The 15,305-nt window shown below is 69.7% G+C and carries 12 protein-coding genes; 7 read left to right on the forward strand and 5 right to left on the reverse strand.

What is annotated here, in order from left to right; all coding sequences use genetic code 11:
• The first annotated feature begins 67 nt into the window (after nucleotides 1–67).
• The 5 genes from ACQPYZ_RS14545 (at nucleotide 68) to ACQPYZ_RS14565 (ending at nucleotide 4,481) form a co-directional block, all read left to right on the forward strand.
• A complete protein-coding gene (locus tag ACQPYZ_RS14545; protein ID WP_433168361.1) occupies nucleotides 68–826 on the forward strand; it encodes a helix-turn-helix domain-containing protein in 759 nt (252 codons plus the stop codon).
• Nucleotides 827–933: 107 nt separating this feature from the next.
• Nucleotides 934–2,652, forward strand: coding sequence for a MiaB/RimO family radical SAM methylthiotransferase (locus ACQPYZ_RS14550; protein WP_433168363.1), 1,719 nt, complete (start codon nucleotides 934–936; stop codon nucleotides 2,650–2,652).
• Nucleotides 2,649–3,266, forward strand: a complete 618-nt coding sequence (pgsA, locus tag ACQPYZ_RS14555) for a CDP-diacylglycerol--glycerol-3-phosphate 3-phosphatidyltransferase (protein WP_433168365.1) — start codon at nucleotides 2,649–2,651, stop codon at nucleotides 3,264–3,266. Before ACQPYZ_RS14550 ends, pgsA begins: the two co-directional genes overlap by 4 nt.
• Before the next feature lie 293 nt (nucleotides 3,267–3,559).
• Entirely contained in the window at nucleotides 3,560–4,030 is a 471-nt protein-coding gene (locus ACQPYZ_RS14560) for a CinA family protein (RefSeq protein WP_433168367.1), read from the forward strand.
• A gap of 163 nt (nucleotides 4,031–4,193) precedes the next feature.
• Complete coding sequence (locus ACQPYZ_RS14565; RefSeq protein ID WP_433168369.1) at nucleotides 4,194–4,481, forward strand: helix-turn-helix domain-containing protein; 288 nt, start codon at nucleotides 4,194–4,196, stop codon at nucleotides 4,479–4,481.
• Between the two features lie 179 nt (nucleotides 4,482–4,660).
• Here the strand turns inward: ACQPYZ_RS14565 and ACQPYZ_RS14570 are convergent, their stop codons facing one another.
• From ACQPYZ_RS14570 to ACQPYZ_RS14580, 3 genes are all read right to left on the reverse strand, one after another.
• Complete coding sequence (locus ACQPYZ_RS14570; RefSeq protein ID WP_433168372.1) at nucleotides 4,661–5,158, reverse strand: DUF4262 domain-containing protein; 498 nt, start codon at nucleotides 5,156–5,158, stop codon at nucleotides 4,661–4,663.
• Nucleotides 5,159–5,371: 213 nt separating this feature from the next.
• A complete protein-coding gene (locus tag ACQPYZ_RS14575; RefSeq protein WP_433168374.1) occupies nucleotides 5,372–6,181 on the reverse strand; it encodes a DNA-formamidopyrimidine glycosylase family protein in 810 nt (269 codons plus the stop codon).
• 3 nt (nucleotides 6,182–6,184) lie between these two features.
• The gene (locus tag ACQPYZ_RS14580) at nucleotides 6,185–10,888 is read right to left on the reverse strand and encodes an ATP-dependent helicase (RefSeq protein WP_433168377.1); all 4,704 of its coding nucleotides are present in this window, start codon (nucleotides 10,886–10,888) and stop codon (nucleotides 6,185–6,187) included.
• Between the two features lie 99 nt (nucleotides 10,889–10,987).
• Between ACQPYZ_RS14580 and ACQPYZ_RS14585 the strand changes: the two genes are divergently transcribed.
• Complete coding sequence (locus ACQPYZ_RS14585) at nucleotides 10,988–12,235, forward strand: LppM family (lipo)protein (RefSeq protein ID WP_433168379.1); 1,248 nt, start codon at nucleotides 10,988–10,990, stop codon at nucleotides 12,233–12,235.
• Nucleotides 12,232–12,426, forward strand: coding sequence for a DUF3046 domain-containing protein (locus ACQPYZ_RS14590; RefSeq protein WP_433168381.1), 195 nt, complete (start codon nucleotides 12,232–12,234; stop codon nucleotides 12,424–12,426). The genes ACQPYZ_RS14585 and ACQPYZ_RS14590 overlap by 4 nt, the downstream gene beginning before the upstream one ends.
• Before the next feature lie 16 nt (nucleotides 12,427–12,442).
• On the opposite strand, the gene ACQPYZ_RS14595 is transcribed toward ACQPYZ_RS14590, so the two are convergent.
• Both ACQPYZ_RS14595 and ACQPYZ_RS14600 read right to left on the reverse strand, forming a co-directional pair.
• Nucleotides 12,443–14,560 (reverse strand): MMPL family transporter, encoded by a 2,118-nt coding sequence (locus tag ACQPYZ_RS14595; protein WP_433168382.1) that lies wholly within the window; start codon nucleotides 14,558–14,560, stop codon nucleotides 12,443–12,445.
• A 165-nt stretch (nucleotides 14,561–14,725) separates the two neighbouring features.
• Nucleotides 14,726–15,289 carry a GrpB family protein gene (locus ACQPYZ_RS14600; RefSeq protein WP_433168384.1) on the reverse strand — a complete coding sequence of 188 codons (564 nt, stop codon included), beginning with the start codon at nucleotides 15,287–15,289 and terminating at the stop codon, nucleotides 14,726–14,728.
• Nucleotides 15,290–15,305 lie beyond the last annotated feature (16 nt).

The following is a 15,305-nucleotide window of genomic DNA, read 5'->3' on the forward strand; positions in this document are numbered from 1 at the left end:
TCGGCGGTCGTACCGCCGGAGTTTGTCGGCGGTTGAACAGTCGGGCTTTGGAGAGGACGGTGGGGACGTGAGCATCGGCAGCGAGCTCACGGCGGCCCGCGAACGGGCCGACATGACGATCGAGCAGTTGAGCGCCGCGACCCGGATCCGGACCGGCCTGCTCGTCGCCATGGAGGCCGACGACTTCTCCCGCTGCGGCGGGAACTTCTACGCCCGCGGGCACATCCGCGCGATCGCCCGCACGGTCAAGGCCGACCCGGCACCGCTGCTCGCCACCTTCGACGCCGAGCACGCCGTCGAGGAGGACAAGTCCCGCCGCGAGGAACGCGCCGCGGTCAAGGGCCCGACCCTGCACCCGGCCCGCCCGCGCTGGGCCGTCGTCGTCGGCGCGATCCTGATCGGCCTGATGGGCTGGGGCATGGTCCGCCTCTTCACGCTCCCTAGCGACGTCGAGGCCAACGCCTCCAAGACGGCCACCTCGACCCCGGTCGTCACCACCGTCGTCCCGAAGCCGGCCCCGAAGCCGACCGTCAAACCCACCAAACCGCCCAAGCCCACGAAGCCGCCCGTCCCGACCAGGACGAAGCTCACGCTGACCGCCAAGGGCGACGGCTCCTACGTCACCGTCCGGGACAAGAAGGGCAAACGCCTCTTCCAGGGCCTCCTCGGCCCCGGCACCTCCCAGACCGTCACCACCACCGGCGAGCTCCGCGTCTCCGTCGGCGTACCCGCCAACCTCTCGGTCACCGTCAACGGCCACACCCACTCCACCACCCTCTACCGCTTCACCGCCCGCCCCAACGGCACCCTCACCAAACCCACCTGACCCCCGCCGCAGGTCGCTCGGTTGCTGAATGAGAAGTGTGGATGTGCGTATGTGAGATGTGGCGGTGAGTTAGGTCGGGGAGTGGACGGCGAGTCATACTCGGAGGGATGACTACGTCACCCACCACCGTCGCCCTGGTCACGCTGGGCTGTGCCCGCAACGATGTCGACTCCGAGGAGCTGGCCGGCCGGCTCGAAGCCGGCGGTTTCCGCCTGGTCGAGGACGCCGCCGAGGCCGACACCGTGGTGGTGAACACCTGTGGGTTCGTCGAAGCCGCCAAGAAGGACTCCGTCGACACCCTCCTCGCGGCCGCCGACTACAAGGACTCCGCCCGCACGCAGGCGGTCGTCGCCGTCGGCTGCCTCGCCGAGCGGTACGGCGAACAACTCGCCGAAGCCCTCCCCGAGACCGACGCCGTCCTGAGCTTCGACGACTACACCGACATCTCGGACCGCCTCCGCTCCATCCTCTCCGGGACCAAGCACCAGCCCCACGTCCCCCGGGACCGCCGCAAACTCCTCCCGCTGGCCCCCGCCGACCGCGCCACCACCAGCCCCACCATCGCCATCCCCGGCCACGGCGACCACATCCCCCCACAACTCAAAGGCCGCCCCACACCCGCAACCGAGGCCCCCGCGACCACGGCCGAGGCTTCAGGCGCGCTGACCGGCCCGTCCGCAGCTGCGAGACGTGACCTCAGTTCGGCGTACGACGCACCGGGCACCGGCTCCGAGTTGAAGATCGAAGCTCCTGACCTGCAGTCGGCCCCCGCGAGCGGTCCGCGGGTGATGCGCCGGCGGCTCGACGGTGGTCCGATGGCTCCGCTCAAGCTCGCGTCCGGCTGCGACCGTCGCTGTGCGTTCTGCGCGATCCCGATGTTCCGTGGCGCCTTCGTCTCCCGCCGCCCGACCGAAGTACTCGGCGAAGCCCACTGGCTCGCCGAGAACGGCGTACGCGAACTCTTCCTCGTCTCAGAGAACTCCACCTCCTACGGCAAGGACCTCGGCGACCTCCGCCTCCTCGAGACGCTCGTCGGCGAGATCGCCGCCGTACCCGGCATCACCCGCGTCCGCGTCTCGTACCTGCAGCCCGCGGAGATGCGCCCGACGCTGATCACCGCGATGACGTCGACCCCCGGCGTCGTCCCGTACTTCGACCTGTCCTTCCAGCACGCCTCCGGCCCGCTCCTGCGCCGCATGCGCCGCTTCGGGGACGCCGAACGCTTCCTCGACCTGATCGCCCAGGTCCGCGCGGCCGCACCCTCGGCGGGCATCCGCAGCAACGTCATCGTCGGCTTCCCGGGCGAGACCGAGGACGACGTCGACATCCTGTGCGACTTCCTGTCCCGTGCCGGCCTCGACGCGATTGGCGTGTTCGGGTACTCCGACGAGGACGGCACCGAGGCCGAGACGTACGACGGCAAGCTCGACGAGGACACCATCGCGGTCCGCCTCGACCGCGTGACCCGCCTCGCCGAAGAGCTCACGTCCGCCCGAGCGGAGTCTCGCATCGGCGAGCTGATCGAGGTCCTCGTCGAATCCATCGACGGCGGCGAGGACGCCGACCGCGTCGACGATGCCGGGCGCGTCGATGCCGAGCGGGTCGATGCCGGTCGCGTCGAGGAGGCGACCGCCGAGGGGCGGGCGGCTCATCAGGGCCCGGAGGTGGACGGTTCGACCTCGGTGACCGGGCTTCCGGACGGCGTACGCGTCGGCGATCTGGTGTCGGCGAAGGTGGTTGGGAGCGACGGTGTCGACCTGATCGCCGAATTCGCGGCGCTCGTGAGCCCGCAAGGTGGCGCTGCGACGGCTAACCTGACCGCGTGACCAACCCGCCGAACCCGGTGCCGAGCGCAGCCGGCCCACTCAGCGCGCCCAGCGCGTGGAACGTGGCTAATGCGCTCACGGTCCTGCGGCTGATCCTGGTCCCGCTGTTCGTCTGGCTGCTGCTTCGTGAGGGCGGCACCAGTGACGGCAACCGGTTGCTCGCCACCGCCGCGTTCGTGGTCGCCATCGTCACCGACCGGTTCGACGGCGACATCGCCCGCCGCTGGAACCTGGTCACGAACTTCGGCAAGATCGCCGATCCGATCGCCGACAAGGCACTCACCGGAGCCGCCTTCATCGGCCTGTCCCTCCTCGGCGAACTGCCGTGGTGGGTCACCGTCGTCGTACTCGTCCGCGAGTGGGGCGTGACGCTGCTCCGGTTCTGGGTGATCCGGCACGGCGTCATGCCGGCCAGCCGCGGCGGCAAACTGAAGACGGTCCTTCAGGCGATCGCCCTCGGCCTCTACCTCCTCCCGTGGCAGGACGTCGCCGTCATCCACTGGACCGCGGTCGGCATCATGGGCGCCGCCGTCATCGTCACCATCGTTACCGGCCTGGACTACGTAGGCCGAGCCCTCCGCCTCCGAGCCGCCGCCAAACGCCCCCTCCCATGACGCACCCCACCCCCACCCCACCCAAACCTCCCCAGACCTCCTCCCCGCCCCCACCCTCCCCGAGCCCGCCGCTCCAGCCTTCCCCGAGCACACCGCTCCTGGCGTTCGCAGCTGCCCCGGCTGCCGTGGCGTCCCCAGCCACGCCGGCGGACGAGCGTCCCGTCGCGCCGACGGCTGGCTTGCTCGATGCGGCCCCGTCCGCCGGCTCCGCATCGCCTGACGTCCCCGACTCTTCGGACTCGGCTGGTCTGGCTGCCGCCTCGGCTGCGGCGAGTGGTGATCGGCTTCGGGTGGTGCTCGAGCGGTTGGTCGGGGTGTTGAAGGGACGGGGGGAGACGCTGGCGACGGCGGAGTCGTTGACCGGTGGGATGGTGGGGGCGGCGCTGACCGACGTACCTGGGGTCTCGGCGGTGTACCGCGGCGGAGTGATCGTGTACGCGACGGATCTGAAGGCTCAGCTGGCGGGCGTGCCGGACGACCTGCTCGCGGCTGTCGGTCCAGTCCACCCCGACACAGCCGTCGCACTGGCTCGGGGCGTGCGAGAGCGCCTGAACGCGACCTACGGGCTCGCCACGACCGGTGTGGCCGGCCCCGACCCCCAGAACGGCATAGAAGCAGGCACTGTGTACGTCGCAGCCGCTGGACCAGACGCCGTACAAGTGCGCAAGCTAGAGCTGAGCGGAGATCGGGCAACCGTCCGCAGGGGGAGTGTGGAAGCAGTTCTGGAACTCGCCGTGGCTCTGGTGGCGGAAGAACTCGACTGACCGGGGTGTTGAGACCAGCATGGGGACAGGTAGGGCAGACTGGCACGGCGCACCGAAGGTGGACATTGCGAGGAGTAGTGACCCAGCAACGGGTACCGTTGGTTCCTACGGTCGAGCTACCGTGCGAGTAGAGACGACCGGACAGGCGGAAGGGAGAAACCTCATGGTGCTGGTTCGTGGCCTACTGGGCGACGTCCTGCGGCGTAAGCGGCTGCGCCAGGGGCGCACCCTCCGCGAGGTCTCCGCCGATGCCCGGGTAAGCCTCGGCTACCTCTCCGAGGTGGAGCGCGGCCAGAAGGAGGCCTCCAGCGAGCTCCTCGCCGCGATCTGCATGGCCCTCGATGTCCCGCTGTCGACGGTGTTCGCCGAGGTCAGCGAGGATCTGGCCCGAGAAGAGGCCCTGGTCCTCACCCACCCCACCATCGAGCCCGAGGTGGCCTCCGCCGCCTGACGCCGCGGCCCGACCCTCACATCTGCGCCTCGCACTGATAGCCGCAGCCTCCCTGCCGCTCGTCACCGATCGAGCGCTTCTCGCCGTTCCGGAGCTCGGCAAGCCACCTGCCTCCGGCCGGCAGCCGCCCATGGCCCGAATGGGCGGCCTTGGCGACATGCGTGCGCTGACCTCACGGCTCAGCTTCCGGTGAAGCATGCTCGTCTCGGCCCGGAGACCTTGTGCGGGCGGGGTGGAGGAGGGGAGTGCGGGTTGGCCAGACGAGCTGGAGGGCGGGGAGGGGCGGGTCGTTCGGCTGGCGGAACATGGTGTTTGGCGGTGAAGAGATGTGAGGTCGAGTCGGGGAAGCGAAGGAGCTCGGCTCGCTCCGGTGGCGGGAAGTACGCGCTCAGGTCGTCGCCTTCATCGAAAACCTCGCCGCTCTGGACCGCCCAGGCCAGTGGCTTGAGGCAGAGGTAGACCCAGGCAGCGTCAGGATCGAACGCGATGATCTCCGGGTGGTCGTGCAGGCTGAGACCGAGCGTGTATCCGAAGGCGGGATTGCGATCGCCGTCGCCCTCGACGAACTGCATCGTCCAGCCGTAGGTCAGGATGTTCCGCTCCAGGCGATCCGAGTACTGGTCATCGGTGAGCCCGCCGCACATGTCACACATCAACCTCTCCTCTCGCTCGAACACATGTTCGATACACCAGAGAAGATACGGCGATTCCCGCCCACTTCCGCCGTTGTCCACAGCCCGACTTCGGCGAACAGAACGTGTGCCGCACGCGTCCCCCCGACGCGCCAGAACGGCTGATAAGAGCCGCGGATGCTCTCCGGCGAAGTCACCACGCGGGGGCACGACCGACCCGCAGATCTGGCAGCCGGTGAGTGCGCTGACGTACGTCCGCTACGAGCTGATGGTGGCGGCGTCTTCAAGTGCGGGCTGGCAGGTGGGGCACCAGTGCGTGACCCGCTCGCGCGGGGGAGTGCCGATCGTGTCGAACAGGATCGTGCTGCCGCATCGCCGGCATGCCTTTCCGGCGCGCTCGAACACCCATGTGCGCTGGCCGGGCTTGTTGATCCCCGTGCTGACCTGGGTGCCGTTGCGAAGGTTGGCCTTCAGCAGGCGTCGACTCAGGTCGACGGCGGCCGGTACGTCGACCGAGGAGACCGGACGCCACGGGTGCAACCCGAGCAGAAAGCAGACCTCGACCCGGTAGAAGTTGCCGATCCCGGCAAGATTGCGCTGGTCGAGGAGCGCTTCGCTGATCGTCTGCTCCGGCTGTGCTTCGATGTTGGCGATGGCCTGCGCTCGGTCGAATGACGGCGACAGTAGGTCCGGCCCGAGATGCCCAACGACGCTCTCCTCAGCGTCCGTCTGGACGAGCTCGAGCACGGGCAGCCGGTAGCCAACGGCAATCCACGACGCTGTCTCCAGCACGGCCCGAACCTGATGGTCAGGCCCACCGCGCCAGCGCTCACCCGGTCGGTACAGATGCCAACTCCCGTCCATCCGGAAGTGACTGTGCACGGTCACACCACCGGACATCCGCATCAACAGATGCTTGCCGCGTGGAACGACCTCGAGCACAGTCCGGCCGCTCAGGTCCGTTGTCGCAAGCGCTGGCACCCGGAAGTCGGTCCGGATCAGCTCCTGTCCGCTCAGAGCCTGGTCGAGCCGCTTGCAAGCCCGCCAGACGGTGTCGCCCTCTGGCATGGCTCAGGCCCGCAATCGCAAGCCTCGCGGCGTCGCGTGGAACCCGGCCTTGGCCAGCGCATCCCCGAATGCCGTATGTCTCACCTGCTCGCCATCAGCCGTCTCAACACTCAGCTTGCCCAGCTGTCCGTCTCTGATCGCCAGCGCGAGCGCGTCCACAGCGGGCTGAAGGAGGTCCGGATCCTCGGTGAAGCTGAGCACGGTCCGTCCACCGCGCTCGACGTACACGATCAGCTGCCCGTCCACCATCACGACCAGCGCGCCCGCCTTCCGCCCCGGTCGATGTCCGCCGGCGCTCTCGCGCTCGGGCCACGGCAGGGCTGCGCCGTACGGGTTCGCCGGGTCGGATGCTGCGAGTACGACGGCGCGCGCAGCCGGCTCCTCGTCCCGGCGCCCGCGCCCGGCACCCCCGACGCGACCAGGCCCGCCACCAACGCCACCAGGCCTGCCGGGCCCTCCGAGCCCACCGGCTCCTCCGCGGACACCAGGCCCGCCGGCGTCGTCGAATCCTCCGGAACCGCCAGTCGAGCCCGGTAACTCAGCCATCGCACGCAGCCGGTCGACCGCACCAGGCAAGGCGAACTGCGCCGCCCCGAGCCCGGCCACGAAGTACCCACGTCGGCAGCGCCCGGACTCCTCGAAGGCACTCAGCACCTTGTACACGGCCGCGAACCCACCTGGAGTCCGCTCGGTGATCACCGATCCCCGCGTCACGATCCCGTACCGGTCGAGGAGAGTCTCCGCCGCCGCGTGCGCCCGCCTGGTCGCGTCCGGATTGCGGGCCGGAAGCAACGACCACCTCCCGCCGGCCGTCGGCGGTCCACTCCGCGCCGGCATCGACGGTCGTCCAGGTCGCGTCGGGCGGCCGGGTCGCGCGCGCGGCGTCGTACGACGGCCTCGATGACTGCCGCGGCCGCCGCCGACCAGGGACCGGACCGGGGCAAGTGTGTCGTTGGTCAGGTGACCGGCCCAGACGAGGTCCCAGAGCACACCGACCAGGGTCTCGTCATTGACGATGCCAGCCGCCGCACCGACGACATCGCTCAGTTGCCGGAAGAAGAACGCGCCGCCACCCGACAGCGCGTCGAGCACCGCCTGATGCGTCTCGCCGATCTCGAACGCCGGATCCGGATCGGGAAGCGTCAGGTCACAGTTGTCCGCCAGGTGCAACGACACCCAACCATCCGTCCCCGGCAACGAGCCCGAACCTGCCCACACGAGCTCACCGGTCGCCGTCAGCTCATCCAGCATCGACGCCTGGTACCCGGGAACCCGCGACGGCAGCACGATCGACTCCAGCGCCGACGCCGGCACCGCACAGCCTGCCAACTGCTCGACCGCTCCGAGCAGTACGTCGTACCCGCGCCCGCGGCTGCTCGTGATGCCCTGCCACGCGGGGAGGAAGCGTGCCAACGCCGACGGATCGACAGGCTCGACCTCCTTGCGCAACGCAGCGAGTGAACGCCGACGCAGCAGCCGGAGGACCTCGGAGTCGCACCACTCCATCGCCATCCCGCCGGGCAGGAACTCGCCCTCGACGACCCGCCCGGCCGCTCCCAGCCGTCGCAGCGCATCGGTGACGACCGCTACGCCGATCCCCAGGTGCGTCGCGAGATCGATCGCCCGGAACGGTCCGTGCGTCCGCGCGTACCGCGACACCAAGTCTCCAAGCGGATCCGCGACCGGCTCGGCATGTGCCTCGGCGATCCCGGGCGGCAGCGGTACGCCGAGGGCGTCGCGCAGGCGAGCCACGTCCTCGACCACGGCCCACCGATGTTCGCCGGCGATCCGTACGCGGACGACCCGGCGGGCAGCGGCCAACTCTGTCAGCCACGACTCGGCGTCGGCGTCGTCCACGCACCGCTGCGACGCTTCCGACAACGACAACGGCCCGACCAGCCGCAGTACGTCGAACAACCCTTCGGCATCGCGAGCGCGGCGATCCTCGGCGAGGCGTTGCAGCTCGGCCTCGGTCCGCAGGACGACCTCGGCGTCGAGGAGCTCGCGCAACTCGGTCCGCCCGAGCAGCTCCGCGAGCAGGCTCTGATCGAGCGCGAGCGCCGCGGCGCGCTTCTCCGCGAGCGGCGTGTCGCCCTCGTACATGAACGCGCCGACGTAGCCGAACAGCAGCGACTTCGCGAACGGCGAGGCCTCCGACGTCTCGACCTCCACGACCGAGATCCGGCGTTCGCCGATCCCGGTCAGCAGATCCTTCAGTGCAGGTAGGTCGTAGACGTCCTGCAGCACCTCACGCAGCGTCTCGAGAACGATCGGAAACGACCCGTACTTGCTCGCGACACTCAGCAGCTGGGCCGACCGCTGCCGCTGCTGCCAGAGCGGCGACCGGCGACCCGGATTCCGCCGTGGCAGGAGCAACGCGCGCGCCGCACACTCGCGGAACCGCGCGGCGAACAGCGCCGAGCCGCCGACCTCCGCGGTGATGATGTCCTCGATCTCGGCCGGATCGAACAGCACCAGCTCCGCGCCCGGCGGTGCCTCGTCCGTCTCCGGCAACCGCAGCACGATCCCGTCGTCACCCGAGACCGACTGCGCGTCCATTCCGTACCGCTCGCGCAGCCGGGCCGCGATCGCCAGCGCCCACGGCCCGTGCACCTGTCCGCCGTACGGCGAATGGACGCAGACCCGCCAGTCACCGAGCTCATCACGGAACCGCTCGACCACCACGGTCACGTCGTCCGGCACCCGGCTCGTGGCGTCGCGCTGCTCGGCCAAGTACGACACGAGGTTGTTCGCGGCGTACTCGTCCAATCCGGCCGCCCGCGCTCGCTCGACCGCCTTACCGGCAGGCAACGCGGCCATCTTGCGGACGAACGCTCCGGTCGCGGCACCCAACTCGGCGGGACGGCCGACCGCGTCACCCTTCCAGAACGGCAGCCGGCCGGGCTGACCCGGCGCGGGGGAGACCAGCACCCGGTCGTGGGTGATGTCCTCGATCCGCCAGCTCGACGCACCGAGGGTGAAGACGTCGCCGACCCGCGACTCGTAGACCATCTCCTCGTCGAGCTCACCGACCCGATGGTTCGTCGACTCACCGACCAGGAAGACGCCGAACAGGCCGCGATCCGGGATGGTTCCGCCGCTCGTCACCGCGAGACGCTGCGCTCCCGGCCGGCCGGAGATCTCCCCGCTGACGCGATCGAACACGATCCGCGGCCGCAACTCGGCGAACTCGTCCGACGGGTAGCGACCCGACAGCATGTCCAGCACCCCGTCGTACGCCGATCGCGGCAACGTCGCGAACGGCGCGCAGCGTCGTACCAAGGCGAAGAGCTCGTCCGCATCGACTGTGTCCAGAGCCACGATCGAGACGATCTGCTGAGCCAGCACGTCGAGGGGGTTGGCCGGGATATGCAGGCTCTCGATCAGGCCGTCCTGCATGCGCTGCACGACGACCGCCGTGTCGATCAGGTCGCCGCGAAACTTCGGGAACAGCACGCCCCTCGACACCGCGCCGACCTGGTGGCCCGCACGACCGACCCGCTGCAGACCGCTGGCGACCGACGGCGGCGCCTCCACCTGGATGACCAGGTCAACCGCGCCCATGTCGATCCCGAGCTCGAGGCTGCTCGTCGCGACCACGCACGGCAGCCGTCCGGACTTCAGATCCGCCTCGATCAGCAGCCGTTGCTCCTTGCTGACCGAGCCGTGGTGCGCTCGCGCGATCAGAGGCGGAGCCGCGAGCGACGCTCCCGACTGAGCCATCAGCTCGGCCGGCGATCCGGCCTCCGGCAACTCCAGCTCGGCGCGCTCGGCGGCGATCTCGTTCAGTCTGGCGGTCAGCCGCTCGGCCAGCCGGCGCGAGTTCGCGAAGACGATCGTCGACTGGTGCTCCGCGATCAGATCGAAGACCTGCTCCTCGACATGTGGCCAGATCGACGCGTGCTGCGGGGGACCGGCGGCCGAACCGGAGGTCTCGATCTCGGTGCTCGCGAGCTCGGCCATGTCCTCGACCGGCACGACGACGCTCAGATCCCACTGCTTGGTGAACTTCGGCTGCACCACCGTCACCGGCCGCTCCCCGCCGAGGAAGCGCGCGACCTCCTCGACCGGCCGAACCGTCGCCGACAGCCCGATCCGCTGCGCGGGCTTCGGCAGCAGAGAGTCGAGCCGCTCCAACGTGAGCGCCAGGTGGGCGCCGCGCTTCGTCCCCGCGACCGCGTGCACCTCGTCGACGATCACCGTCTCCACGCCGCGCAACGACTCGCGCCCCTGCGACGTCAGCAGCAGGAACAAGGACTCCGGCGTGGTGATGAGTACGTCGGAAGGCCGGGTGGCGAACCGTCGTCGCTCACCGGCCGGCGTGTCGCCCGATCGCACCGCGACCTCGACGTCGACCGGCGCCTCGCCCAGCCGCTTCGCGGTCTCCCGGATCCCGATCAGCGGCGCCCGCAGGTTGCGCTCGACGTCGACCGCCAGCGCCTTCAGCGGTGACACGTACAGCACCCGGCAGCGCAACTTCGGGTCCTCCGGCGGCGGGACGGTCGCCAATCGGTCGAGCGCCCACAGGAAGGCGGCCAGCGTCTTGCCCGAACCGGTCGGGGCGACCACCAGCGCGTCCCGGCCCGCGGTGATCGCGTCCCACGCCTCGAGCTGGGCCGGGGTGGCCGACTCGAAGACGTCGCCGAACCACGCCCGGGTCGCGGGCGAGAACCGGCTCAACGCGCTGGTCTTCTTCACGCCGACCATCTTGCCGGGCGCCTCGGACAGTTTTCACGTTTCGGCCTCTGACCTGCGGTTTTCCGTCCGGTGACGGCGTTGTCCCCATCGCCTGGAATGATCGTCGCCATGATCAACCGCGTACGCGCAGCGCTCGTCCTCGTGGCCTGCCTGGTCGCCCTGACGGGCTGCGTGAAACTCGACGCCGACCTCAAGGTCAGCTCCAACGAGACGGTCTCGGGCGACATGCAGCTCGGGGTCGACAAGCAGCTGCTGGAGTCCTCCGGCCAGTCGCTCGACCGGGTCCGGGGGCAGATCGAGAACGGCATCAAGGAGACCACCACCGACGGGGTCACCTGCGAGGCGTTCGAGGACGACCGGTACGTCGGTTCCAAGTGCACGTTCGAGAGTGTGCCGTTCGACAAGATGGGCAGCTCGAGCGGTGAGGGCGTCGGCTTCCGCAAGGAAGGCGACAAGGTCATGGTCACCGTGAAGGGCGGCAACCTCGGCAGCAACGTGCCGTCCGGAAGCCAGCCGGCGGTGAACTTCAAGATCACCATGCCGGGCAAGATCATCGAGCACGACGACGGCGCCAAGGTCGACGGCCGGACGGCGACGTACGACAGCCTCGACAAGCTCAGCAACGTGTCACTGGCCTCCGAGGCGGGCAGCAGCTTCCCGCTCTGGGCGATCATCCTCATCATCGTCCTGGTCCTGCTGGTCGCCGGTGCGGCTGTGTTCTTCGTCCTGCGGAGTCGCAAGGCCAAGGCACAACAGGGCTACGGGCAATACGGGCAGTATCCGGGCCAGCCGCAGCAGGGCCAGTGGGGCCCGCAGTACGGCGGCCAGCCGGGGCAGTACCCGGGTCAGCCGGGCTACGGACAGCAGGGCTACGCCCAGTCCGGTCCAGGCGGTCAGTACTCCGGCCAGCCCGGTCAGTACGGCGGTCAGCCCGGCCAACCGGGTCAGTACGGCGGCCAGCCGGGGCCGTACGGCGGTCAGCCGGGTCAAGGTCAGCCTGGTCACGGTCAGCCGGGTCAAGGCCAGCCAGGTCACGGTCAGCCCGGTCCGGGTCAGCCGGGCCACGGTGGTCAGCCGCCGTACTCGGGTCAGCCTGGTCAGCCGCAGTACCCTGGACAGCCGGGACAGGGGCAGTGGGGCCCGCAAGGACAGCAGCCGCCTCAGCAGGGTCAGGGCGGTTGGGGCCAGCAGCCCGGCCAGCCCCCGCAGCAGGGCTATGGGCAGCCCCCGCAAGGCCAGCAGGGGCAGCCGCCGCAGGGCGGCTGGGGCCAGCAACAGCAGGGCCGGCAGCAGGGGCAGGACGAATCGCAGGGCGGTTGGGGACAGCCGCCGAAGGACGACGACGGGCAGGCATGAGACTGACGGAGTTCTGGGCGCGGATGGATCAGCATCTCGGTCCCGCCTACGCACGGACCTGGGCGGAGACCCAGGTGGTCCGGGAGCTCGGCGGCCGCACGGTCGTCGAGGCCTTGGCCGACGGCGAACACGCCAAGACCGTCTGGCGCGCCGTCTGGGCGCATCTGCAACTCCCACCCAGCGAGCGCTGACCCTCCCGGTGCGTGGCTAGGTCGCGGTCAGCTCCGGCTCCTGCTCCGGCAATTCCTCGATCGGCTCCGGATCGCGCTTCTTGGCCAGCTTGCTCGGCCACCACAGGTGCCGGCCGATGTCGAGGTTCAGCGCCGTCACCAGCACCGAGCGCACCACGATGGTGTCCAGCAGCACACCGAGTGCGACCGCGATGCCGATCTCGGCGAAGGCCACCACCGGCAGTGTCGCCAGCACCGCGAACGTCCCAGCCAGCACCAGTCCGGCGGACGTGATCACACCACCGGTCGCGGCGACACCTATCAACGCGCCGCGCCGGGTGCCGTGCGTCTTCGATTCCTCGTGCACCCTGGTCATCAGGAAGATGTTGTAGTCGATGCCCAGGGCAACCAGGAAGACGAACACGAACAACGGCAGCGACACGTCCGCACCGCCGAACCCGAGCACCAGGTCGAACACCAGAGCACTGATCCCCAGCGCCGCACCGAACGACAGCACGACCGTTGCCACCAGCAACACTGGTGCGAACAGTGACCGCAGCAGCACCATCAGGATCAGCAGCACGACCGCCAGGACCACCGGGATGATCATCTTGTTGTCCCGGTCGGCGGCTCGCTGGGTGTCCAGCAGGATCGCGGTACCACCACCGGCCTTGGCGTCCGCGCCGGGTACTGCGTGGACCGCCGTACGAACACGGTCCACCGTGTCCTTCGCGGCCTGGGTGTCCGCGGCGTCGGTCAGCGTCCCCTCGAGGTAGGCGATGCCACCGGCGACCCGTGGTTCGGCCACGGCCGCGATGCCTTCCGTCGATGCCATCGCCGTACGGACGGCTGCCGCTTGTTCCGCGTTGCTCACCACCACGAGCGGGTTGCCCGCACCGGCCGGGAAGTGGGCGGCCAGGACCTTCTCGCCGACCACGGACTCCGGCGTACCCACGAAGGACTCCTCGTTGCTGAGTCCGTTCGCGTCCAGGCGCAGTACGCCGAGCGCGGCGACGGCCAGTACGACGGTGGTCGCGACCCACGTCAGACGCGGGCGTACGGCGATCCGTCGGCCGATCCGACCCCAGACACTCCGTTCGGTGTGGTCGTCGGAGCCGTACGTCGGCCGTAGCGGCCAGAACACCCAACGGCCGCAAATGACGAGCACCGCCGGCAGCAACGTCAGCATGGCCGCCAGTGCGATGACGATGCCGACTGCGGCGACCGGACCGAGGCCACGAGTCGAGTTCATCGAGGCGAGCAGCAGGCAGAGCATGCCTGCGACGACGGTGGACCCGGAAGCGATGATCGCCGGACCGGACCGATGGAGTGCGAACGCCATCGCTTCGTGTCTGTCCTCATGCCTCCTGAGCTCTTCGCGATAGCGAGCCACAAGTAGCAGGGCATAGTCCGTGCCGGCGCCGAACACGAGCACTGTCAGGATGCCCGCGCTCTGAGCGTTGACGGTGAGGTCCGCCTCGGTTGCCAGGTAGTAGATGACAGCCTGCGCGACGAACAGCGCTGCGCCTGAGGAGACCAGTGGCAGCATCCAGAGCACAGGGCTGCGGTAGGTCAGCAGCAGGATGATGATGACCACTGCGGCCGCGGAGTACAGGAGCTTGCCGTCGATGCCGGCGAAGGCCTCCTGCGAGTCGGCCGCGTAGCCGCCCGGACCAGTCACGTGGAACGACATGCCGTCCGGTCGGTCCGCCGCCACCTGCCTGATCTCGTCCGCTCGCTCGCCGAGCGTCTCCCAGCCACCGGTGCCGGCGTTGATCGGTACGAGGACCTGTAGCGCCTTGCCGTCCTCGGACGGGATCGGTCCGACCACCTCGCGGTCGATGTCCGGCAACTGCGCGAACTCCGCGACGTGGCGCGCGACCGCCTGCTGGTCGGCGGGAGTGATGCCGGACGACCGCTCGTAGACGAGCACGGCCGGGATCTCGTCCGGCGGCGAGAACTGCGCGGTCGCGTTGAGGACCTCGGTGGACTCGGCCTTGCCGGGCAGCCAGGACACCGCATCGTTCTCCTGGGCACCGGTCAGCTTGCTCGCCGGACCGAAGGACACCGCCAGCGCGACGATCCACAGTGCCAGCACGATCCACTTCGACACCTTGCCGCACGGCAACGCCGCGAGCCGTCCTGCTCCGCCCACTCCGACCACGCCCCCTGGAGGGACGCCCGCCCGTACGTCGGACTGTCCGCGACGTACCCCCCGATCCAGCGTGCCGGGCAGCCCGCACAGGGTCAACGACCGCGTAGTAGTGCTCCACTCACCGTGCGTCCGGTGGTGGAGTCCGCCGGTCGTGAGCCCAGTCGGTCAGGGTGTCCAGCCGATCCGGCCTGCCCACTCCTCGGCCGGCAGGTAGATCAGGTCGCACACCGGGTCCTTCAGGTCGGCGTAGTCCGCGGTCGACTCGATCGGCAGTGCGGCCGCGCGGCGCTTGAACTCGCCGTACGCGGCGGCTGTGTCCGGATGGCTGCGCAGGTAGTCGCGGAACAGCAGGGGATAGCGCTGGTTGGCGCGGCCGGCGACTCGAACGTGCAGGTTCACCCGACGCCGGTACATCGGCTCCACCAGAAGACGCTTGACCCACTGCAGGTCCTCAGCCGGCAGTCCGGGCACCGGATGGTCCCGCCGGGGCGGCCGGACCTCCCAGTCGGCCGCGACCATCCGCTCCACGACGTCGTCCAACTCCGGCTCGGTCTCGACCGTCACCTGCATGTCGATGACGTCCTTGGCCGCCAGCCCTGGTACGGACGTCGAGCCGATGTGATCGATCCGCTGTGCCGTCTCCCCGAGCAGCTCGCCCACCGCACGCGCAATCTTCTCGTACTGCGCCGGCCAGCTCTCGTCCGCCCTCACGATGACGATCCCAGTCATGCCGGAATCATCCCAG

The sequence above is a fragment of the Kribbella sp. CA-247076 genome (assembly GCF_050942445.1).
Classification (GTDB): Bacteria; Actinomycetota; Actinomycetes; order Propionibacteriales; family Kribbellaceae; genus Kribbella.